Genomic DNA, 16137 nt, shown 5'->3' on the forward strand with positions numbered 1-16137 from the left:
GTGTCCTGTGGCTCTTCAGGTGCCGGCTCGTGGCGTCTGTAGTGGCTTGTTGTCTGGGTTGATAACAAATTGGCGCGAAAAATCTGGCAACTTTATCGCTAACTATTTTTGTATATGGCGAGTCGTTGTCGACGACCGGTATTGAATTATCGAGTGGGTGGGGTGGCGATTCGCCATTTAACTAATAGAGTCTTTTTAAAGACCCCGGAAAAGAGAGTCTCGACAATGCCTGTCAGTTCCCGCGGTTTTACCCTGATCGAGTTGATGGTGGTGGCGGCGATAGTTGCGATCCTCGCGGCTATTGCTTATCCCAGCTATCAGCAGTACGTCATCCGCGGAAAACGGTCCGCAGCCCAGGCGCAGATGATGGACATTGCCAATCGCCAGCAGCAGTACCTGCTCGCCAACCGGGTCTATGCCAGCAAAAGCCAGCTGGAGAGCGGTGGCTACGCCTTGCCCAGCGAGGTATCGAGCAACTACGGCTACGACGTCACGGTGGTCAGTGGCACTCCGCCGACCTTCACCATCACCTTCACCCCGAGCGGCGCACAGGCCAGCGACGGCAACCTGACCCTCAGCAGCGACGGCAGCAGGACGCCGTCGGCCAAGTGGTGATCGCCATGATGACCTCTCGCCAGAGCGGTGTGACCCTGATCGAGTTGTTGATCAGCATTCTGATCATTTCCCTCGGACTGCTGGGCCTGGCCAAGTTGCAGATGCGCATGCAGCTGTCAGACATGGAGTCCTACCAGCGCGCGCAGGCGCTGCTGCTGCTCAACGACATTTCCAGTCGGATGACGGCCAATCCCAACAACGCATCCGGTTATGTCACCGGCGCTTCTTCGCCGGTTGGCTCGGGTATGACCTGCTCGACCACCACCGGCACCCGTCAGCAGGCGGATATCGCTGACTGGTGCAACAGCCTGCAGGGCGCAGCGGAGGTCGGCGGTGGCAACGTCAAGGCTGGCGCCATGCTGGGCGGGCGCGGCTGCATCCAGTCGCTGGGCAGCAATCAGTACATGATCACCGTCGCCTGGCAGGGGATGAGCCCGGTTTCGGCGCCGCCCTCCAGCGTGGCGTGCGGCACGGGAAGCTACGACGGCAGCTCCGGCTGCAGCAACGATCTGTGCCGCCGCGTGGTGACCACGGTCGTGCGGGTGGCCACCCTATGAGTCGCGCCAGCAACCAGCAGGGGTTCACGCTGGTGGAGCTGATGGTCGCCGTCACCATCGGCTTGATCATCATGGCGGGGGTCCTGTCGCTCTACCTGAACCTGAGCCGTACCAATGACGACATGGCCAAGACCAATGCCCTGATCGAGAACGGCCGGTTCGCGGTCGGGTTGATGCAGGAGGACTTCGCCCATGCCGGTTTCTGGAATGGCTACGTCCCGCAGTTCGACGACCTCACGGTGACTGGCATTCCCGGGGACGTGCCGACTGCCCTGGCGCCGGTCTGTTCGGACTTCTCCACCTGGACTGAGGCGGACAAGCTCAATGCTGTGGGCATCGTCGTGCAGACCTATTCGGCGGTACCCGCGGGCTGCTCGGGGATCGTTTCGGACCTGGCGGCGAATTCCGATGTGGTGGTGATTCGCCACGCAGAGAACTGTGTGCCCGGCGTCGGTACCTGCGAAGCGCTGACCGCTGGCAAGGTGTATTTCCAGGCGTCCTTCTGCGACACCGATGCGGGCCCCACAACCCCTAATCCCTTTGTACTCGCGACATCCGGCTTCACCTTGCGCAAACGCGACTGCACGACCCTGGGCGAGCGCCGCAAATTCGTCAGCAACGTCTATTACGTGCGCACCTATGCCGTGAGCGCTGGGGACGGGATTCCCACCTTGATGCGCGCTCAGTTCGACTCATCCGGTGGCGCGACGCCGACCAATGGTCTGCAGGCAGCCGTGCCGCTGATCGAGGGTGTCGAATCTTTCCGGGTCGAACTGGGGCTCGACACCATCAGCGATTCCGGCGCAGCGGTGAACTATGCGCAGGGTGTGTCCTGGGCGGACAACAGCACCAAGACCTCGCCCACCAACCGAGGCGACGGCTCTCCGGACGGCAGCTTCGTTCACTGCGGCCCGGCTTCCTGCACCGCAGCCCAGCTGGTCAACGTCGTGGAGGCGCGTCTCTACGTCGTGGCGCGCAGCCGCACACCAACGCCGGGTTACAGCTCCGACAAGACCTATGCCCTCGGCTCGGCCACTCTCGGCCCCTACACCGATGGCTACAAACGGCACCTGTTCACCTCCAGCGCCACGCTGGTGAACGTATCCCGGCGGAGGCAGACGCCATGAAAACGCACCGCAGTATGAGAAGCCAGCAGGGCGCAACCCTGGTGGTCACCCTGGTGATGTTGCTGATGCTGATGCTGATGGTGGGCAGCTCCTACACCCTCAGCGGCACCAATTTGAAGGCTGTGGGCAACATGCAGTTCCGCAACGAGGCGATCGCCTCCGCCAATATCGGTATCGAGCGGGTGTTGGGGTCGGCGTTCACCACCTCACCGACGGCGGAGCAGCTCAACGTCGACATCAACAATGACGGCACCACCGACTATCAGGTGTCGATGACGGCGCCGATTTGCCTGAGCGCCAAGCAGGGCGCCGGGTCTTCTCTCTGCGGCAAGCAGACCCAGAGCATGTGCAGCCAGGACTGGAACACCGTCTGGGAGCTCAACGCGACCGTGACCGATGCCGTGACCGGGACGGCTGTGAAGGTACGGTCGGGCGTGCGCGTGCAACTCACCGATACGCAGAAGCAGACCGTGTGCGGAGCATGACGATGAAGACTCAGGGCAGTTTCATGATCCTCCGGCGTGCGCTGGCTTCGTGCGTGCTGTGCCTCGGTTCGTTCGCGGCCTTGGCCGAAGACATCGACCTGTTCGTTGGCACGCCGCCGAATTCGACGGATGCGCCGAACGTACTGATCATTCTCGACAACACCGCCAACTGGAACACAGCGTTCGACAATGAAAAGTCGGCGCTGGTGTCGGTGATCAATGGCCTGACCGCGAACAAGTTCCGTGTCGGCCTGATGATGTTCACCGAGACGGGCGGCGGCGATAAGGGCAACGACGGGGCTTATGTCCGGGCTGCCATCCGCCTGTTCGATGCGACGAACAAGACCAAGTACCAGGCGCTGGTGAACAGCCTCGACGTGGGAGGCGACAAGTCCAATGGCGGCAAGATCAGCAAGGCGATGGAGGAGGCCTGGCTTTACTACTCGGCCAGTGCGCCCTATTCGGGCAACAAGAAAGTGAAGACCGACTACGCGGGCAACGCTTCGGGCACAGCATCCTCCAACGGCGTCTACGCCCTCGCGGGAAACGCGCTGCCGTCGAAGGATGGCACGCCCTACGTCACCCCCATCGTCGCCGGCTGCGCGAAGAATTTCATCATCTACATCAGTAACGGTGCAGCGCAGGACAACACCAACGACGTCAACCAGGCCACCGGTGCGCTGACCGCCGCGGGAGGCAATACCACGGCGATCCCGATTTCCCCCAGTGGCTCGCAGGACAACGTGGCCGACGAGTGGGCGCGCTTCATGAAGAAGAGCAGTCTCGCCATCACCACCTATACCGTGGATATCAACAAGGTCACCACGGGCCAGGGACCGGGCTGGACCGCTTTGCTCAAGAGCATGGCCAACGTCAGCAGCGGCAAGTACTTCGACGTGACCGCCAGTGGCACCCAGATCGCCGACGCGCTGAACGCCATCTTCTCCGAGATCCAGGCCACCAACAGCGTATTCGCCTCGGTGACCTTGCCGGTCAGCGTCAACACGCAGAGCACCTACCTGAATCAGGTGTTCGTCGGGATGTTCCGGCCGGATACCGACTCCTTCCCACGCTGGCCCGGCAACCTCAAGCAGTACAAGCTGGGCATGGTGGGCGGGGCGCTGAAAACGGTGGATGCCGACGACAGGAGCGCCATCAACAGCAGTACCGGCTTCATCACCGAATGCGCGCGCAGCTTCTGGACGCCCAGCACGACCGACAACTACTGGGCGTTCAAGCCGCAAGGCGGGTGCCTCACGGTCACCGGCGCCGATGCATCCAACTACCCGGATGGCAACATCGTCGAGAAGGGCGCGCAGGCCTATCGCCTGCGCCAGGGTGGCACGCGGACTGTGAAGACCTGCGCCGCCAGCGGTTGCACCACCCTGACCAACTTCAACACTGCCAACGGCACCGCTATCGGGCTGCTGGGGACGGCAAACACCACCGAGCGCGACACGCTGATCAACTGGGCGCGGGGTGACGACAACCAGGACGAAAACACCAACGCCAACCTGACGGAAGTGCGCGCTTCGGTGCATGGTGACGTGGTGCACTCGCGCCCGGCGGCGATCAACTACGGGACAGCGGCCTCGCCGCAGGTAGTCGTCTACTACGGGGGCAACGATGGCCTGTTGCGGGCGGTGAACGGCAACCGTACCGCAGCCATTGGCTCGGTGCCGGCTGGCAACGAGATATGGTCGTTCATGCCGCCTGAGTTCTACCCCAACATCAAGCGGCTGCGCGACAACAGCGTGACCATCGCCTTCCCCGGCCATACCACGGGTACGCCGACTCCGCAGCCCAAAGCCTACGGAATGGATGGCTCGGTCACCACGGTCCTGCAGGGCACCAGCACCTGGATCTACGCGGCCATGCGCCGTGGCGGCCGCGCCTTGTATGCCTTCGATGTCACCACGCTGGCCAGTCCCAGCCTGAAATGGAAGATCGGCTGCCCTAACCTGGCCAACGATACCGGCTGCTCCACGGGCTACAGCGACATCGGGCAGACCTGGGCCACGCCGACGACCTTCAAGGCAGCCGGCTATGGCAGTGGCGTCTCGACCATACTCGCGATGGGGGTGGGTATGACGCCTGCGAGGACGGTGACCCGAACACCTGTACCTCATCGTCCAAAGGTAATCGGATCTATATGATCGACGCCGACACGGGGGCCGCGCTGAGGACCTTCACCACAGACCGCGGCGTCGTTGGCGACGTGACCATGGTGGCCAACAGCAGCGGCCAGGCTGTCTACGGCTATGCCGCCGACCTGGGGGGCAACGTCTACCGGATTTCCGGGGCAGACGCCGTTTCGCCCATCGGAACGACTGTGCCGGCGAACTGGACCATCACCAAGATCGCCGCGCTGGGCTGCAACTCGGCCTCCAGTTGCACGGCGAACCGCAAGTTCCTCTATGGTCCCGAGGTTGCGGTCAGCAACGGGCAGTACGTCATCCTGCTCGGCTCCGGAGATCGCGAGAAACCGTTGCTCAGCTATACCTCGGCCGCGAGCGTGGCGAATCGCTTCTACACCCTGCGTGACAACCCGACCGACTCGACCTGGCTGACTTCCGAGAACGCCACCTGCGGCGCCAACGTGATCTGCAATGCGTCGCTGCTCGCCATCACCAGCACGGCCAACCCGAGCGATGCAGACCTTGCCGCCCACCCGAAGGGCTGGTACCTGGGCCTGGCATCGACCGAACAGGTGGTGACGTCAGCCCTGCTGCTGTTCGACACCATCATCTTCAGCACCCACACACCGCAGGTCGCCAGCACGACCAGCTGTGTCGGTCTCGGCACCGCGCGCAACTACAACATCAACTACCTGAATGCCTCTGCGCCCGGCGATCGCTTCCAGGTGATTGCCGGCGGCGGATTGCCGCCCTCGCCGGTGGCCGGGGTCGTGGTGCTCGATGACGGCACGCAGAAACCCTTCATCATCGGCGGCGGCACTTGCGCCACCGATTCGTCGCTGCAGGGCTGCGAAGCGGTGCCGCCGTCTTCCGGGACCCGGCCGAAATCCTGGGTGTTCTGGGACATCGAACGATAGGAGGACCGCGCCATGAACGCAGTTTCCCGGCGTGCAACCAGCGGTTTCACCCTGCTGGAGCTGATGGTCAGCCTGGCGGTGCTGGCAATCCTGGTGGGCATCGCCGTGCCGTCGCTGAGCGAAGCCACCCTGGCCAGCAAGCTCAAGGCCAGCGCCAACGATCTGGTGGCGGGTGTGGCGATGGGGCGCAGCGAAGCGATCAAACGCAATGCGGTGACCAGCCTGTGCGTCTCCAGCGATGGAGCCAGTTGCGGTTCGGGCGGCTGGGAGCAGGGCTGGATCGTCATTTCCGGCTCCACCGTGATCCAGAAACATCCCGCCGCCCCGACGGGGTTCAAGGTCACTTCCAGTGTCGCCAAGATCGACTTCCAGCCCAGCGGTGTGGGCAATACCCAGGCAAGCGTCACCGTCTGCCGCTCCGCGCCCACGGCTGGCGCCCAGGAACGGGTGGTGAATGTCAGTGCCACCGGGCGCGCCTACGTCAGCAAGACCGCCACAGGTAGCTGTTCCTGAGGGGATGAAGGTATCCCTGTCTACACCCTGAAGGGCAAATCGCAGGCAACAAAAAACCGGCCAGAGGGCCGGTTCTTCGTGGGTTTCGGGACTTCCTGGGAAGTCCTGAAACGATGTGGTGGTGCCCCGGGAGAGACTCGAACTCTCACTCTGTCGCCAGAAACGGATTTTGAATCCGCCGCGTCTACCATTCCGCCACCGAGGCAATGGGCGCGCAGTATAGGGAGGCGCTCTGCGCCGGTCAATCGGCTCGAATGGTCAGAATTTGGCATTTCCAGTAAGATACGCGCCCCTTCGAGAATGCTCTTCCCATGCGTGTCGCTGACTTTCATTTCGACCTGCCCGAGGCGCTGATCGCCCGCCATCCGCTTCCGCAACGTAGCTCCAGCCGTCTGCTGGTGCTGGACGGACCCAGCGGCGAGCTCAGCCATCGGCAATTCGCTGACATCCTCGGCTTCCTCAAGCCGGGTGACCTGATGGTGTTCAACAACACCCGGGTCATTCCTGCCCGTCTGTTCGGCCAGAAGGCCTCCGGTGGCAAGCTGGAAATCCTCGTGGAGCGCGTGCTGGACAGCCATCGCGTGCTGGCCCACGTGCGCTCAAGCAAGTCGCCCAAGCCGGGATCGAAGATCCTCATCGACGGCGGCGGCGAGGCCGAGATGCTGCAGCGCCACGACGCCCTGTTCGAGCTGGGCTTCAGCGAGGACGTGCTGCCGTTGCTGGAGCGCGTCGGCCACATGCCGCTGCCGCCTTATATAGACCGTCCGGATGAAGACGCCGACCGTGAGCGCTATCAGACTGTCTATGCGGAGCGTGCCGGTGCCGTTGCCGCACCGACCGCCGGCCTGCACTTCGACGAGACGCTGCTGGAGTCGATTCGCGCCAAGGGCGTGGACACCGCGTTCGTGACCCTGCACGTCGGCGCCGGCACCTTCCAGCCGGTTCGTGTGGAGCGCATCGAAGATCACCACATGCACAACGAGTGGCTGGAAGTCAGCCAGGACGTGGTCGACGCCGTGGCCGCCTGCAAGGCGCGCGGTGGCCGCGTGGTCGCCGTCGGCACGACCAGCGTGCGTTCGCTGGAAAGCGCCGCCCGCGATGGCGTGCTCAAACCGTTCAGTGGCGACACCGATATCTTCATCTTCCCCGGGCGGCCGTTCCACGTGGTCGACGCCCTGGTCACCAACTTCCACCTGCCCGAATCCACCCTGCTGATGCTGGTCTCCGCCTTCGCCGGCTACCCCGAGACCATGGCCGCCTACGCGGCAGCGGTGGAGCAGGGCTATCGCTTCTTCAGCTACGGCGATGCCATGTTCATCACCCGCAACCCGGCACCGCGCGGCCCCGAGGACTGATCCATGAGCTTCATGAAATTCGAACTGCTGGCCACCGAGGGCAAGGCCCGTCGCGGCCGCCTGACCTTCCCTCGCGGCGTGGTGGAAACCCCGGCGTTCATGCCGGTGGGTACCTACGGCACCGTGAAGGGCATGCTCCCGCACGACATCGAAGGCATCGGCGCGCAGATCATCCTCGGCAACACCTTCCACCTGTGGCTGCGTCCGGGCACCGAGGTGATCCAGAAGCACGGCGACCTGCATGACTTCATGCAGTGGAAGGGGCCTATCCTCACCGACTCCGGTGGCTTCCAGGTCTTCAGCCTGGGCGCGCTGCGCAAGATCAAGGAAGAGGGTGTGTACTTCGCCTCTCCGGTAGACGGCGCCAAGGTCTTCATGGGCCCGGAAGAGTCCATGGCCGTGCAGCGCGCGCTGGGCTCGGACATCGTGATGATCTTCGACGAATGCACCCCGTATCCGGCGGAGTTCGACGTTGCCAAGCGCTCCATGGAGTTGTCGCTGCGCTGGGCCAAGCGCTCGAAAACCGCCCACGGCGACAGCCCCTCGGCGCTGTTCGGCATCGTTCAGGGTGGCATGCACGAAGAGCTGCGCATGCGTTCGCTCGAGGGCCTGCAGGAAATCGGCTTCGACGGTCTGGCCATCGGCGGCCTGTCGGTGGGCGAGCCCAAGGAAGAGATGATCCGCGTGCTGGACTTCCTGCCCCAGCACATGCCGGCTGACAAACCTCGTTACCTGATGGGTGTGGGCAAACCCGAAGACCTCGTGGAAGGTGTGCGCCGGGGCGTCGACATGTTCGACTGCGTCATGCCCACCCGCAATGCGCGCAATGGCCACCTTTTCGTTGACACCGGGGTGATCAAGATTCGCAACGCGGTGCACAAGCACGATGAGTCTCCGCTGGACCCGACCTGCGATTGCTACACCTGCAAGCACTTCTCCCGCGCCTACCTCTACCACCTGGACAAGTGCGGCGAAATGCTCGGCAGCATGCTCAATACCATCCACAACTTGCGGCATTATCAGCGGCTTATGGCTGGTTTGCGCGAGGCAATCCAACAGGGTACATTGGCGAACTTTGTCGACGCCTTCTACGCCAAGCGCGGCCTTCCCGTGCCGCCGCTGGCGGACTGACCTTATTCATCGAAAAAGCTTTGAGACAGGAGTTTCCAATGAGTTTTCTGATTCCCGCTGCCTACGCTGACGCCGCAGCTCCCGCCGCTGCTGCAGGCCCGGCCGGCACTGGCTTCGAGTGGATTTTCCTGGTCGGTTTCCTGGTCATCTTCTACCTGATGATCTGGCGTCCCCAGGCCAAGCGCTCCAAGGAGCACAAGAACCTGCTGTCCGGCCTGCAGAAGGGCGATGAAGTCGTCACTTCCGCCGGTATCGCCGGCAAGGTGACCAAGGTCGCCGAGGACTTCGTCGTCGTCGAGGTTTCCGACAACGTCGAGCTGAAGTTCCAGAAGGCCGCGATCGCCGCGACCCTGCCGAAAGGCACCCTGAAGGCGATCTGATCCTCCACTTAGAAACCCAACCGACGGGGCGCAAGATGCGCCCCGCGTCATAACGGGCGGTGTCATGCTCAACAAGTATCCCCTGTGGAAGTATCTGCTGATCCTGGCGGTCCTGGCCGTTGGTTTCATCTATTCCGCACCCAACCTCTATCCTGACGATCCGGCCGTCCAGATCAGTGGCGCGAGCACCGCGCTGCAGGTCACCCAGGCCGACGTCGACAAGGCCAGCAAGGCTCTCGCCGACGCAGGTATCGCTGTCAAGGCCGGCTCGCTGGACAAGAACAGCGGCCTGATCCGCCTCGCCAAGCAGGAAGACCAGCTGCCGGCCAAGGACATCGTCCGCCGCGCGCTGGGTGACGACTACGTAGTTGCCCTGAACCTGGCCCAGACCACTCCGAACTGGCTGCGCAATATCGCCGCCCACCCGATGAAACTGGGTCTCGACCTGTCCGGTGGTGTGCACTTCCTGCTGGAAGTGGACATGGACAAGGCGGTCGACGCCCGCCTGAAGGTCTACGAGAACGAGGTCAAGAGCGCCCTGCGTAAAGAGCGCGTGCGCTACCGCAGCCTGCCCGTGCAGGATGGTGGCATCCAGCTCGGCTTCACCGAAGACGCGGACCTGGACAAGGCCAAGTCGATCATCGCCAAGGATTTCCGCGATTTCGAAGCTACCCAGAGCGAGCGTAATGGCCTGCAGGTCTTGCGCCTGGCCATGACCGCCACCAAGCTGGCTGAGATCCGCGAATACTCCATCAAGCAGAACCTGACCACCGTCCGCAACCGCGTGAACGAGCTGGGCGTGTCCGAGCCGCTGGTGCAGCGCCAGGGCGCCAACCGCATCGTCGTCGAGCTGCCGGGCGTGCAGGATACCGCCGAAGCCAAGCGTATCCTCGGCAAGACCGCCAACCTGGAGTTCCGTCTGGCCGCCGAGCCGGATGCGATCAAGTCCTCCACCGAGACCTTCGAGTTCCGCGAGCCGCGTCGCCCGCCGGCAAGCCTGGAGCGCGGCGTGATCATCACCGGTGACCAGGTCACCGACGCCAGCGCCAGCTTCGATGAGAACGGTCGTCCGCAGGTGAACATCCGTCTGGATGGCCACGGCGGCGAGCTGATGAACCGTGCCACCCGCAACAACGTTGGCCGCAGCATGGCCGTGGTGTTCATCGAGCAGAAGCCGATCACCCGCTATACCAAGCAGGTCGTCGACGGCGTCGAGCAGGATGTTGCCGTTCCGGCGTTCAAGGAAGAGAAGCAGATCATCAGCCTGGCGACCATCCAGTCGCCGCTGGGCAACCAGTTCCGCATCACCGGCCTGGACGCCCCGGGCGAGTCCTCGGAACTGGCCCTGCTGCTGCGCGCTGGCGGCCTGGCCGCGCCGATGTACTTCGCCGAAGAACGCACCATCGGCCCGAGCCTGGGTGCGGACAACATCGCCAAGGGTATCGACGCTTCCCTGTGGGGCATGGTCTTCGTTTCCCTGTTCATCATCGTCATCTACCGCTTCTTCGGCGTGATCGCCACCGTGGCCCTGGGCTTCAACATGGTCATGCTGGTGGCGCTGATGTCGATCCTCGGTGCGACCCTGACCCTGCCGGGTATCGCGGGTATCGTACTGACCATGGGTATGGCGGTGGACGCCAACGTGCTGATCTTCTCGCGGATACGCGAGGAACTGGCGGCGGGCATGTCGACGCAGCGGGCGATCCACGAGGGCTTCAACCGTGCCTTCACCGCGATCATCGACGCCAACCTGACCTCGCTGCTGGTCGGCGGCATCCTCTACGCCATGGGCACCGGCCCGGTGAAGGGCTTCGCCGTGACCATGTCCCTGGGTATTCTCACCTCGATGTTCACTGCCATTCTGGTCACCCGCGCAATGGTGAACCTGATCTACGGCGGCCGCGACGTTAAGAAGCTGTGGATCTAAGGGGCCAGAGATGAATATCAAGATCGGTACTATCAACTTCATGGGCGTGCGCAACATTGCGTTCGCCGCGACCCTGCTCCTGACCCTGATCGCCCTTGGCAGCTGGGTATTCAAAGGCATCAACTTCGGCCTGGACTTCACCGGCGGTACGTCGATCAAGCTGAGCTACGAGCAGCCTGCCGACCTCTCCAAGGTGCGTGAACAGCTGGTTGCCGCCGGTTACAGCGAAGCTGTGGTACAGAGCTTCGGTGATACCAAGGACGTGCTGGTGCGTATGCCCAGCGAAGACCCTGAACTGGGCAAGAAGGTCGCCACTGCGCTGCAGCAGGCCGATGCTTCCAATCCGGCGAAGGTGAATGGCGTCGAGTATGTCGGCCCGCAGGTGGGTGAAGAGCTGCGCGACCAGGGTGGCCTCGGCATGCTCCTGGCGCTGGGCGGCATCCTGTTGTACGTGGGCTTTCGCTTCCAGTGGAAGTTCGCCCTGGGTGCGATCCTCTCGCTGATCCACGACGCCATCATCGTGATGGGCGTGCTGTCGTTCTTCCAGATCACCTTCGACCTGACTGTGCTCGCCGCGGTGCTGGCGGTGGTGGGCTACTCGCTGAACGACACCATCGTGATCTTCGACCGGGTACGCGAGAACTTCCGCGTACTGCGCAAGGCCAGCCTGATCGAGAACATCAACATCTCGACCAGCCAGACCTTGCTGCGGACCATCGCCACCTCGGTGTCGACCCTGCTGGCCATCGCTGCTCTGCTGTTCTTTGGTGGCGACAACCTGTTCGGCTTCTCCATCGCCCTGTTCGTCGGTGTCATGGCGGGTACCTACTCGTCGATCTACATCGCCAACGTGGTATTGATCTGGCTGAACCTGTCCAGCGAGGACCTGATTCCTCCGCCGAGCAAGGAAGTCGACGAGCGCCCGTAATAGAGCGCTTCCGGCCTTCCACTGAAAACTCCCGCTTCGGCGGGAGTTTTTGTTTGTAGGCACTGTGTCACGTATAGGCCGGAACTTTCTTACAAATGGACGGCTCCAAGGCAGGGTAAAGGGCAAGGCCCGAATGAGAAGAAAGACCAGGAGAACCCTATGAACAAGTCGTTGCTAATCGGTACCGTGCTGGGCGCTGTAGGCGTGACTGCCGGTGGCGCCGTGGCTACCTACAGCTTGGTGGACCGCGCGCCCGAATACGCCGAGGTGCTCGCCGTTCAGCCGGTCAAGGAAACCATCAAGAATCCGCGTCAGGTCTGCAAGGACGTGGCGGTGACCCACCAGCGTCCGGTCAAGGACCAGCATCAGATCGCCGGTACGGCGATCGGCGCCATCGCTGGCGGCCTGCTGGGTAATCAGATCGGCGGCGGTAACGGCAAGAAGATCGCCACCGTGGCGGGCGCCATCGGCGGCGGTTATGCGGGCAACAAGGTGCAGGAAGGCATGCAGGAGCGTGACACCTACACCACCACCGAAACCCGTTGCAGTACCGTCAATGACACCAGCGAGAAGGTTGTCGGCTATGACGTGAAGTACCTGCTTGACGGCAAGGCCGGTCAGGTCCGCATGGACCGCGATCCGGGCTCGCAGATACCGGTCGACAAGAGCGGCCGTTTGATCCTGGGTCAGCAATAAGCAGTCGCCAGGAGTGAACGGAAAAAGGCGCCCATCGGGCGCCTTTTTCTTTTCTGTTTTTTGTAGGGGCGAGCTTGCTCGCGAACCGCCTCAACCCTCTGGTAGCAGGATGAACAGCTTCGCGAGGCGGCTGTCCCTGCGGGCGGGCATGGCATTCCCGCAGGCACAAAAAAGCCCGGCATTGCCGGGCTTTTTTCGTCGAGGCTCAGGCTCAGCGCTTGAGCGACGGTGGCAGGTGAGGCTGGATGCTGGTCAGCAGCGCCTTGAAGCACTTGGTGTTGCCGGCAACGATCTGGCCCTTCTCGAGGAACTCGTGACCGCCGGTGAAATCGCTCACCAGGCCCCCCGCTTCCTGGATCAGCAGGGCGCCAGCGGCCATGTCCCACTCGGACAGGCCGAATTCCCAGAATGCGTCGTAACGGCCGGCGGCGACGTAGGCCAGGTCCAGGCTGGCGGCGCCGGCGCGGCGGATGCCGGCGGTCTGGCCGACCAGGCTGCGGAACATGCCCAGGTAGGCGTCCAGGTTATCCATCTGGCTGTCGCGGAAAGGGAAGCCGGTGCCGAGCAGGGCGCCTTCCAGGCTCTTGCGGTTGCTGACGCGCAGGCGACGGCCGTTCAGCGCGGCGCCACGGCCACGGCTGGCGGTGAATTCTTCCTGGCGGACCGGGTCGAGGACCACGGCGTGCTCGAGGCGACCGCGGTACTTGCAGGCGATGCTGACGGCGTAGTGCGGAACGCCGTGGATGAAGTTGGTGGTGCCGTCCAGCGGATCGATGATCCACAGGTAATCGGCGCCTTCGCCGCTGCCTTCGAGCATGCCGCCTTCTTCGCCCATGATCCCGTGGTTCGGGTAGGCCTTGCGCAGGGCGGTGACGATGGAGAGCTCGGCCGCGCGATCGACTTCGGTGACGTAGTCGTTGGCTTCTTTCTCGTTGACCGACAGGGTGTCCAGGCGTTCGATGGAGCGGAAGATCAGTTCACCGGCGCTGCGAGCGGCGCGCAGGGCGATATTCAGCATAGGCTGCATGGAGAGGTCACCTGGGTCGTTAAAGAAAGCCGGACATTCTAGCAGAAAGCGCCAGCGTTCATAGAGCGACCTGTCGCCTGCGTGGCGCAAGACCCACTGCTGCGGTAGGATTCCCTCCCTTTTTCGCTTTTGTGTGGAGTCGCGCGTTGCTCGACAAAATTCGCGTGGTGCTGGTCAACACCAGCCATCCCGGCAATATCGGCGGTACGGCCCGTGCGATGAAGAACATGGGGCTGTCGCGCCTGGTGCTGGTCGATCCGATGGATTTCCCCAGCGGTGAGGCGCGTGCGCGCGCTTCCGGTGCTGATGACATTCTCGACGCGGCCGTGGTCGTTCCCACCCTTGAAGATGCCCTGGCGGGCTGCAGCCTGGTGCTCGGCACCAGCGCCCGCGATCGCCGCATCCCCTGGCCGCTGTTAGATCCCCGCGAGTGCGCCACCACCAGCCTGGAGCACATCCAGCAGGGTGGCGAGGTCGCTTTGGTGTTTGGTCGCGAGTACGCCGGCCTGACCAATGAGGAGCTGCAGCGATGTCAGTTCCATGTGCACATCCCGGCTAATCCCGAGTTCAGCTCGCTGAACCTGGCGACGGCGGTGCAGGTGCTGGTCTATGAGGTGCGCATGGCCTGGCTGGCCGTCCAGGGGCAGCCGACCAAGCAGGAAAAGGTCGAGTCCACCGCGATGCTCAACAGCGTTCCGGTGACGTCGGACGAACTGGAGCGCTTCTACGCGCACCTGGAGTCGACCCTGGTGGATATCCAGTTCCTCGATCCGCAGAAACCGCGCCACCTGATGTCGCGCCTGCGCCGCCTGTACGGCCGCAGCGGCGTCAGCAAGCTGGAGATGAATATCCTGCGGGGTATTCTCACCGAGACACAGAAAGCTGCCCGTGGGGAGCTTTCCAAGCGGAGTGATGAAGATGTTTGAGCGTGTACGCGAAGATATTCAAAGCGTATTCCATCGTGATCCGGCGGCTCGCAACGCCTTCGAGGTGCTCACCTGCTACCCGGGGCTGCATGCTGTCTGGTTGCACCGCCTGGCCCACGGCCTGTGGACGTCCGGCTGGAAATGGCTGGCGCGCATGGTGTCGAACTTCGGTCGCTGGATGACCGGCATCGAGATCCATCCGGGCGCGAAGATCGGTCGCCGCTTCTTCATTGATCACGGCCTGGGCATCGTCATTGGCGAAACCGCCGAGATCGGCGACGACGTGACCATCTATCAGGGCGTGACCCTGGGGGGCACCAGCTGGAACAAGGGCAAGCGTCACCCGACCCTGGCCGACGGCGTCGTGGTGGGGGCGGGCGCCAAGGTGCTTGGTCCGTTCACTGTCGGTGCCGGTGCCAAGGTCGGCTCCAATGCCGTGGTGACCAAGGAGGTGCCGCCGGGAGCCACCGTTGTGGGTATTCCGGGCCGCATCATCGTCAAGGATGACGCGGATCAGGCCGCCAAGCGCCAGGCCATGGCAGAAAAACTCGGCTTCGATGCCTACGGTGTCAGCCAGGACATGCCTGACCCGGTGGCTCGCGCCATTGGTCAGCTGCTCGACCACCTGCAGGCGGTCGACGGCCGTCTGGAAGGCATGTGCAAGGCCCTGACAGCGTTGGGCAGTGACTACTGTGCGAAAGATCTTCCGGTTCTGCGGGAAGAGGATTTCGCCGGAGTCAAGGACGAAGAGAGCAGCAAGTCGGCGCAGTGATGCGCCGGCCCTTGCATTGCTGCTACAATATGCCGCCGTTCGCTGGCTAATTCCGACTAAAGTAATAGGTCTTATAGTTGACTTAAATAGTCGGAAAAGAGCATACTCACGCCATACCAGCGATTCTTCCGGATTTCCCCATGCGATTGACCACCAAAGGCCGCTATGCCGTCACCGCCATGCTCGATCTGGCGTTGCACGCCCAGCGTGGCCCGGTTTCTCTCGCCGATATCTCCGAGCGCCAGGGTATCTCCCTGTCCTACCTGGAACAGCTGTTCGCCAAGTTGCGCCGTGGCAACCTGGTGGTCAGCGTGCGTGGTCCGGGCGGCGGCTACCAGCTGTCCCGCGACATGACCGGCATCCACGTCGCCCAGGTGATCGATGCGGTCAATGAGTCGGTCGACGCTACCCGCTGTCAGGGGCAGGGCGACTGTCACTCCGGCGATACCTGCCTGACCCACCATCTGTGGTGTGACCTCAGTCAGCAGATTCACGAGTTCCTCAGCGGCATCAGCCTGGCCGACCTGGTCGAGCGCCGCGAAGTTCAAGAGGTCGCCCAGCGCCAGGACGAGCGTCGTTGCTCGGGCAGTAAGCCGCTGCGCCTCGACAAGATTGAAGCGTCCGCCATCGATTGAGCGAACGC

General features: G+C 63.1%; 17 protein-coding genes and 1 tRNA gene. 16 read left to right on the forward strand and 2 right to left on the reverse strand.

Translation table 11 applies throughout. From position 1 onward, the window contains the following. Positions 1 to 225: 225 nt before the first annotated feature. The 7 genes from FAS41_RS18905 to FAS41_RS18930 are packed head-to-tail and all read left to right on the forward strand — an operon-like array spanning position 226 to position 6352. Positions 226 to 615: a type IV pilin protein gene (locus FAS41_RS18905; protein WP_138524955.1), complete on the forward strand. Its 390-nt coding sequence runs from the start codon at positions 226 to 228 to the stop codon at positions 613 to 615. A gap of 5 nt (positions 616 to 620) precedes the next feature. Further along, on the forward strand, positions 621 to 1172 hold the full coding sequence (gene pilV, locus FAS41_RS18910) for a type IV pilus modification protein PilV (protein WP_171049515.1): 552 nt from the start codon (positions 621 to 623) through the stop codon (positions 1170 to 1172). Beyond that, positions 1169 to 2299, forward strand: a complete 1131-nt coding sequence (locus tag FAS41_RS18915) for a PilW family protein (protein WP_138524957.1) — start codon at positions 1169 to 1171, stop codon at positions 2297 to 2299. The genes pilV and FAS41_RS18915 overlap by 4 nt, the downstream gene beginning before the upstream one ends. After that, positions 2296 to 2784: a hypothetical protein gene (locus FAS41_RS18920; protein ID WP_138524959.1), complete on the forward strand. Its 489-nt coding sequence runs from the start codon at positions 2296 to 2298 to the stop codon at positions 2782 to 2784. The genes FAS41_RS18915 and FAS41_RS18920 overlap by 4 nt, the downstream gene beginning before the upstream one ends. A 2-nt stretch (positions 2785 to 2786) precedes the next feature. Continuing rightward, entirely contained in the window at positions 2787 to 4940 is a 2154-nt protein-coding gene (locus FAS41_RS18925; protein WP_246084898.1) for a pilus assembly protein, read from the forward strand. Then, positions 4937 to 5839, forward strand: a complete 903-nt coding sequence (locus FAS41_RS31190) for a pilus assembly protein (RefSeq protein ID WP_246084899.1) — start codon at positions 4937 to 4939, stop codon at positions 5837 to 5839. The genes FAS41_RS18925 and FAS41_RS31190 overlap by 4 nt, the downstream gene beginning before the upstream one ends. Positions 5840 to 5851: 12 nt before the next feature. Further along, entirely contained in the window at positions 5852 to 6352 is a 501-nt protein-coding gene (locus FAS41_RS18930; RefSeq protein WP_138524961.1) for a GspH/FimT family pseudopilin, read from the forward strand. A gap of 119 nt (positions 6353 to 6471) precedes the next feature. Here FAS41_RS18930 and FAS41_RS18935 read toward each other — a convergent pair. Continuing rightward, positions 6472 to 6557, reverse strand: a tRNA-Leu gene (locus FAS41_RS18935). Positions 6558 to 6663: 106 nt separating this feature from the next. Here FAS41_RS18935 and queA point away from each other — a divergent pair. The 6 genes from queA (at position 6664) to FAS41_RS18965 (ending at position 12769) form a co-directional block, all read left to right on the forward strand. Further along, positions 6664 to 7707, forward strand: coding sequence for a tRNA preQ1(34) S-adenosylmethionine ribosyltransferase-isomerase QueA (queA, locus tag FAS41_RS18940; RefSeq protein WP_138524963.1), 1044 nt, complete (start codon positions 6664 to 6666; stop codon positions 7705 to 7707). Between the two features lie 12 nt (positions 7708 to 7719). Next, positions 7720 to 8838 (forward strand): tRNA guanosine(34) transglycosylase Tgt, encoded by a 1119-nt coding sequence (gene tgt, locus FAS41_RS18945; RefSeq protein WP_138525109.1) that lies wholly within the window; start codon positions 7720 to 7722, stop codon positions 8836 to 8838. A gap of 38 nt (positions 8839 to 8876) precedes the next feature. Beyond that, positions 8877 to 9218 (forward strand): preprotein translocase subunit YajC, encoded by a 342-nt coding sequence (yajC, locus tag FAS41_RS18950; protein WP_017522301.1) that lies wholly within the window; start codon positions 8877 to 8879, stop codon positions 9216 to 9218. Positions 9219 to 9282: 64 nt separating this feature from the next. Then, positions 9283 to 11145, forward strand: a complete 1863-nt coding sequence (gene secD, locus FAS41_RS18955) for a protein translocase subunit SecD (RefSeq protein ID WP_138524965.1) — start codon at positions 9283 to 9285, stop codon at positions 11143 to 11145. A gap of 10 nt (positions 11146 to 11155) precedes the next feature. Beyond that, positions 11156 to 12073: a protein translocase subunit SecF gene (secF, locus tag FAS41_RS18960; protein ID WP_138524967.1), complete on the forward strand. Its 918-nt coding sequence runs from the start codon at positions 11156 to 11158 to the stop codon at positions 12071 to 12073. A gap of 159 nt (positions 12074 to 12232) precedes the next feature. Then, positions 12233 to 12769 (forward strand): glycine zipper 2TM domain-containing protein, encoded by a 537-nt coding sequence (locus tag FAS41_RS18965; RefSeq protein ID WP_138524969.1) that lies wholly within the window; start codon positions 12233 to 12235, stop codon positions 12767 to 12769. 211 nt (positions 12770 to 12980) lie between these two features. On the opposite strand, the gene suhB is transcribed toward FAS41_RS18965, so the two are convergent. After that, entirely contained in the window at positions 12981 to 13796 is an 816-nt protein-coding gene (gene suhB, locus FAS41_RS18970) for a type III secretion system regulator SuhB (protein WP_138524970.1), read from the reverse strand. Between the two features lie 146 nt (positions 13797 to 13942). Between suhB and trmJ the strand changes: the two genes are divergently transcribed. The 3 genes from trmJ to iscR all read left to right on the forward strand — a co-directional run bounded on the left by trmJ (position 13943) and on the right by iscR (position 16129). Beyond that, complete coding sequence (trmJ, locus tag FAS41_RS18975; protein WP_138524972.1) at positions 13943 to 14722, forward strand: tRNA (cytosine(32)/uridine(32)-2'-O)-methyltransferase TrmJ; 780 nt, start codon at positions 13943 to 13945, stop codon at positions 14720 to 14722. Then, positions 14715 to 15494 (forward strand): serine O-acetyltransferase, encoded by a 780-nt coding sequence (gene cysE, locus FAS41_RS18980; protein WP_081515983.1) that lies wholly within the window; start codon positions 14715 to 14717, stop codon positions 15492 to 15494. Before trmJ ends, cysE begins: the two co-directional genes overlap by 8 nt. Positions 15495 to 15634: 140 nt before the next feature. Continuing rightward, complete coding sequence (iscR, locus tag FAS41_RS18985; RefSeq protein WP_088419609.1) at positions 15635 to 16129, forward strand: Fe-S cluster assembly transcriptional regulator IscR; 495 nt, start codon at positions 15635 to 15637, stop codon at positions 16127 to 16129. Positions 16130 to 16137 lie beyond the last annotated feature (8 nt).

Source organism: Pseudomonas nicosulfuronedens (assembly GCF_005877905.1).
Taxonomy (GTDB): Bacteria; Pseudomonadota; Gammaproteobacteria; order Pseudomonadales; family Pseudomonadaceae; genus Pseudomonas; species Pseudomonas nicosulfuronedens.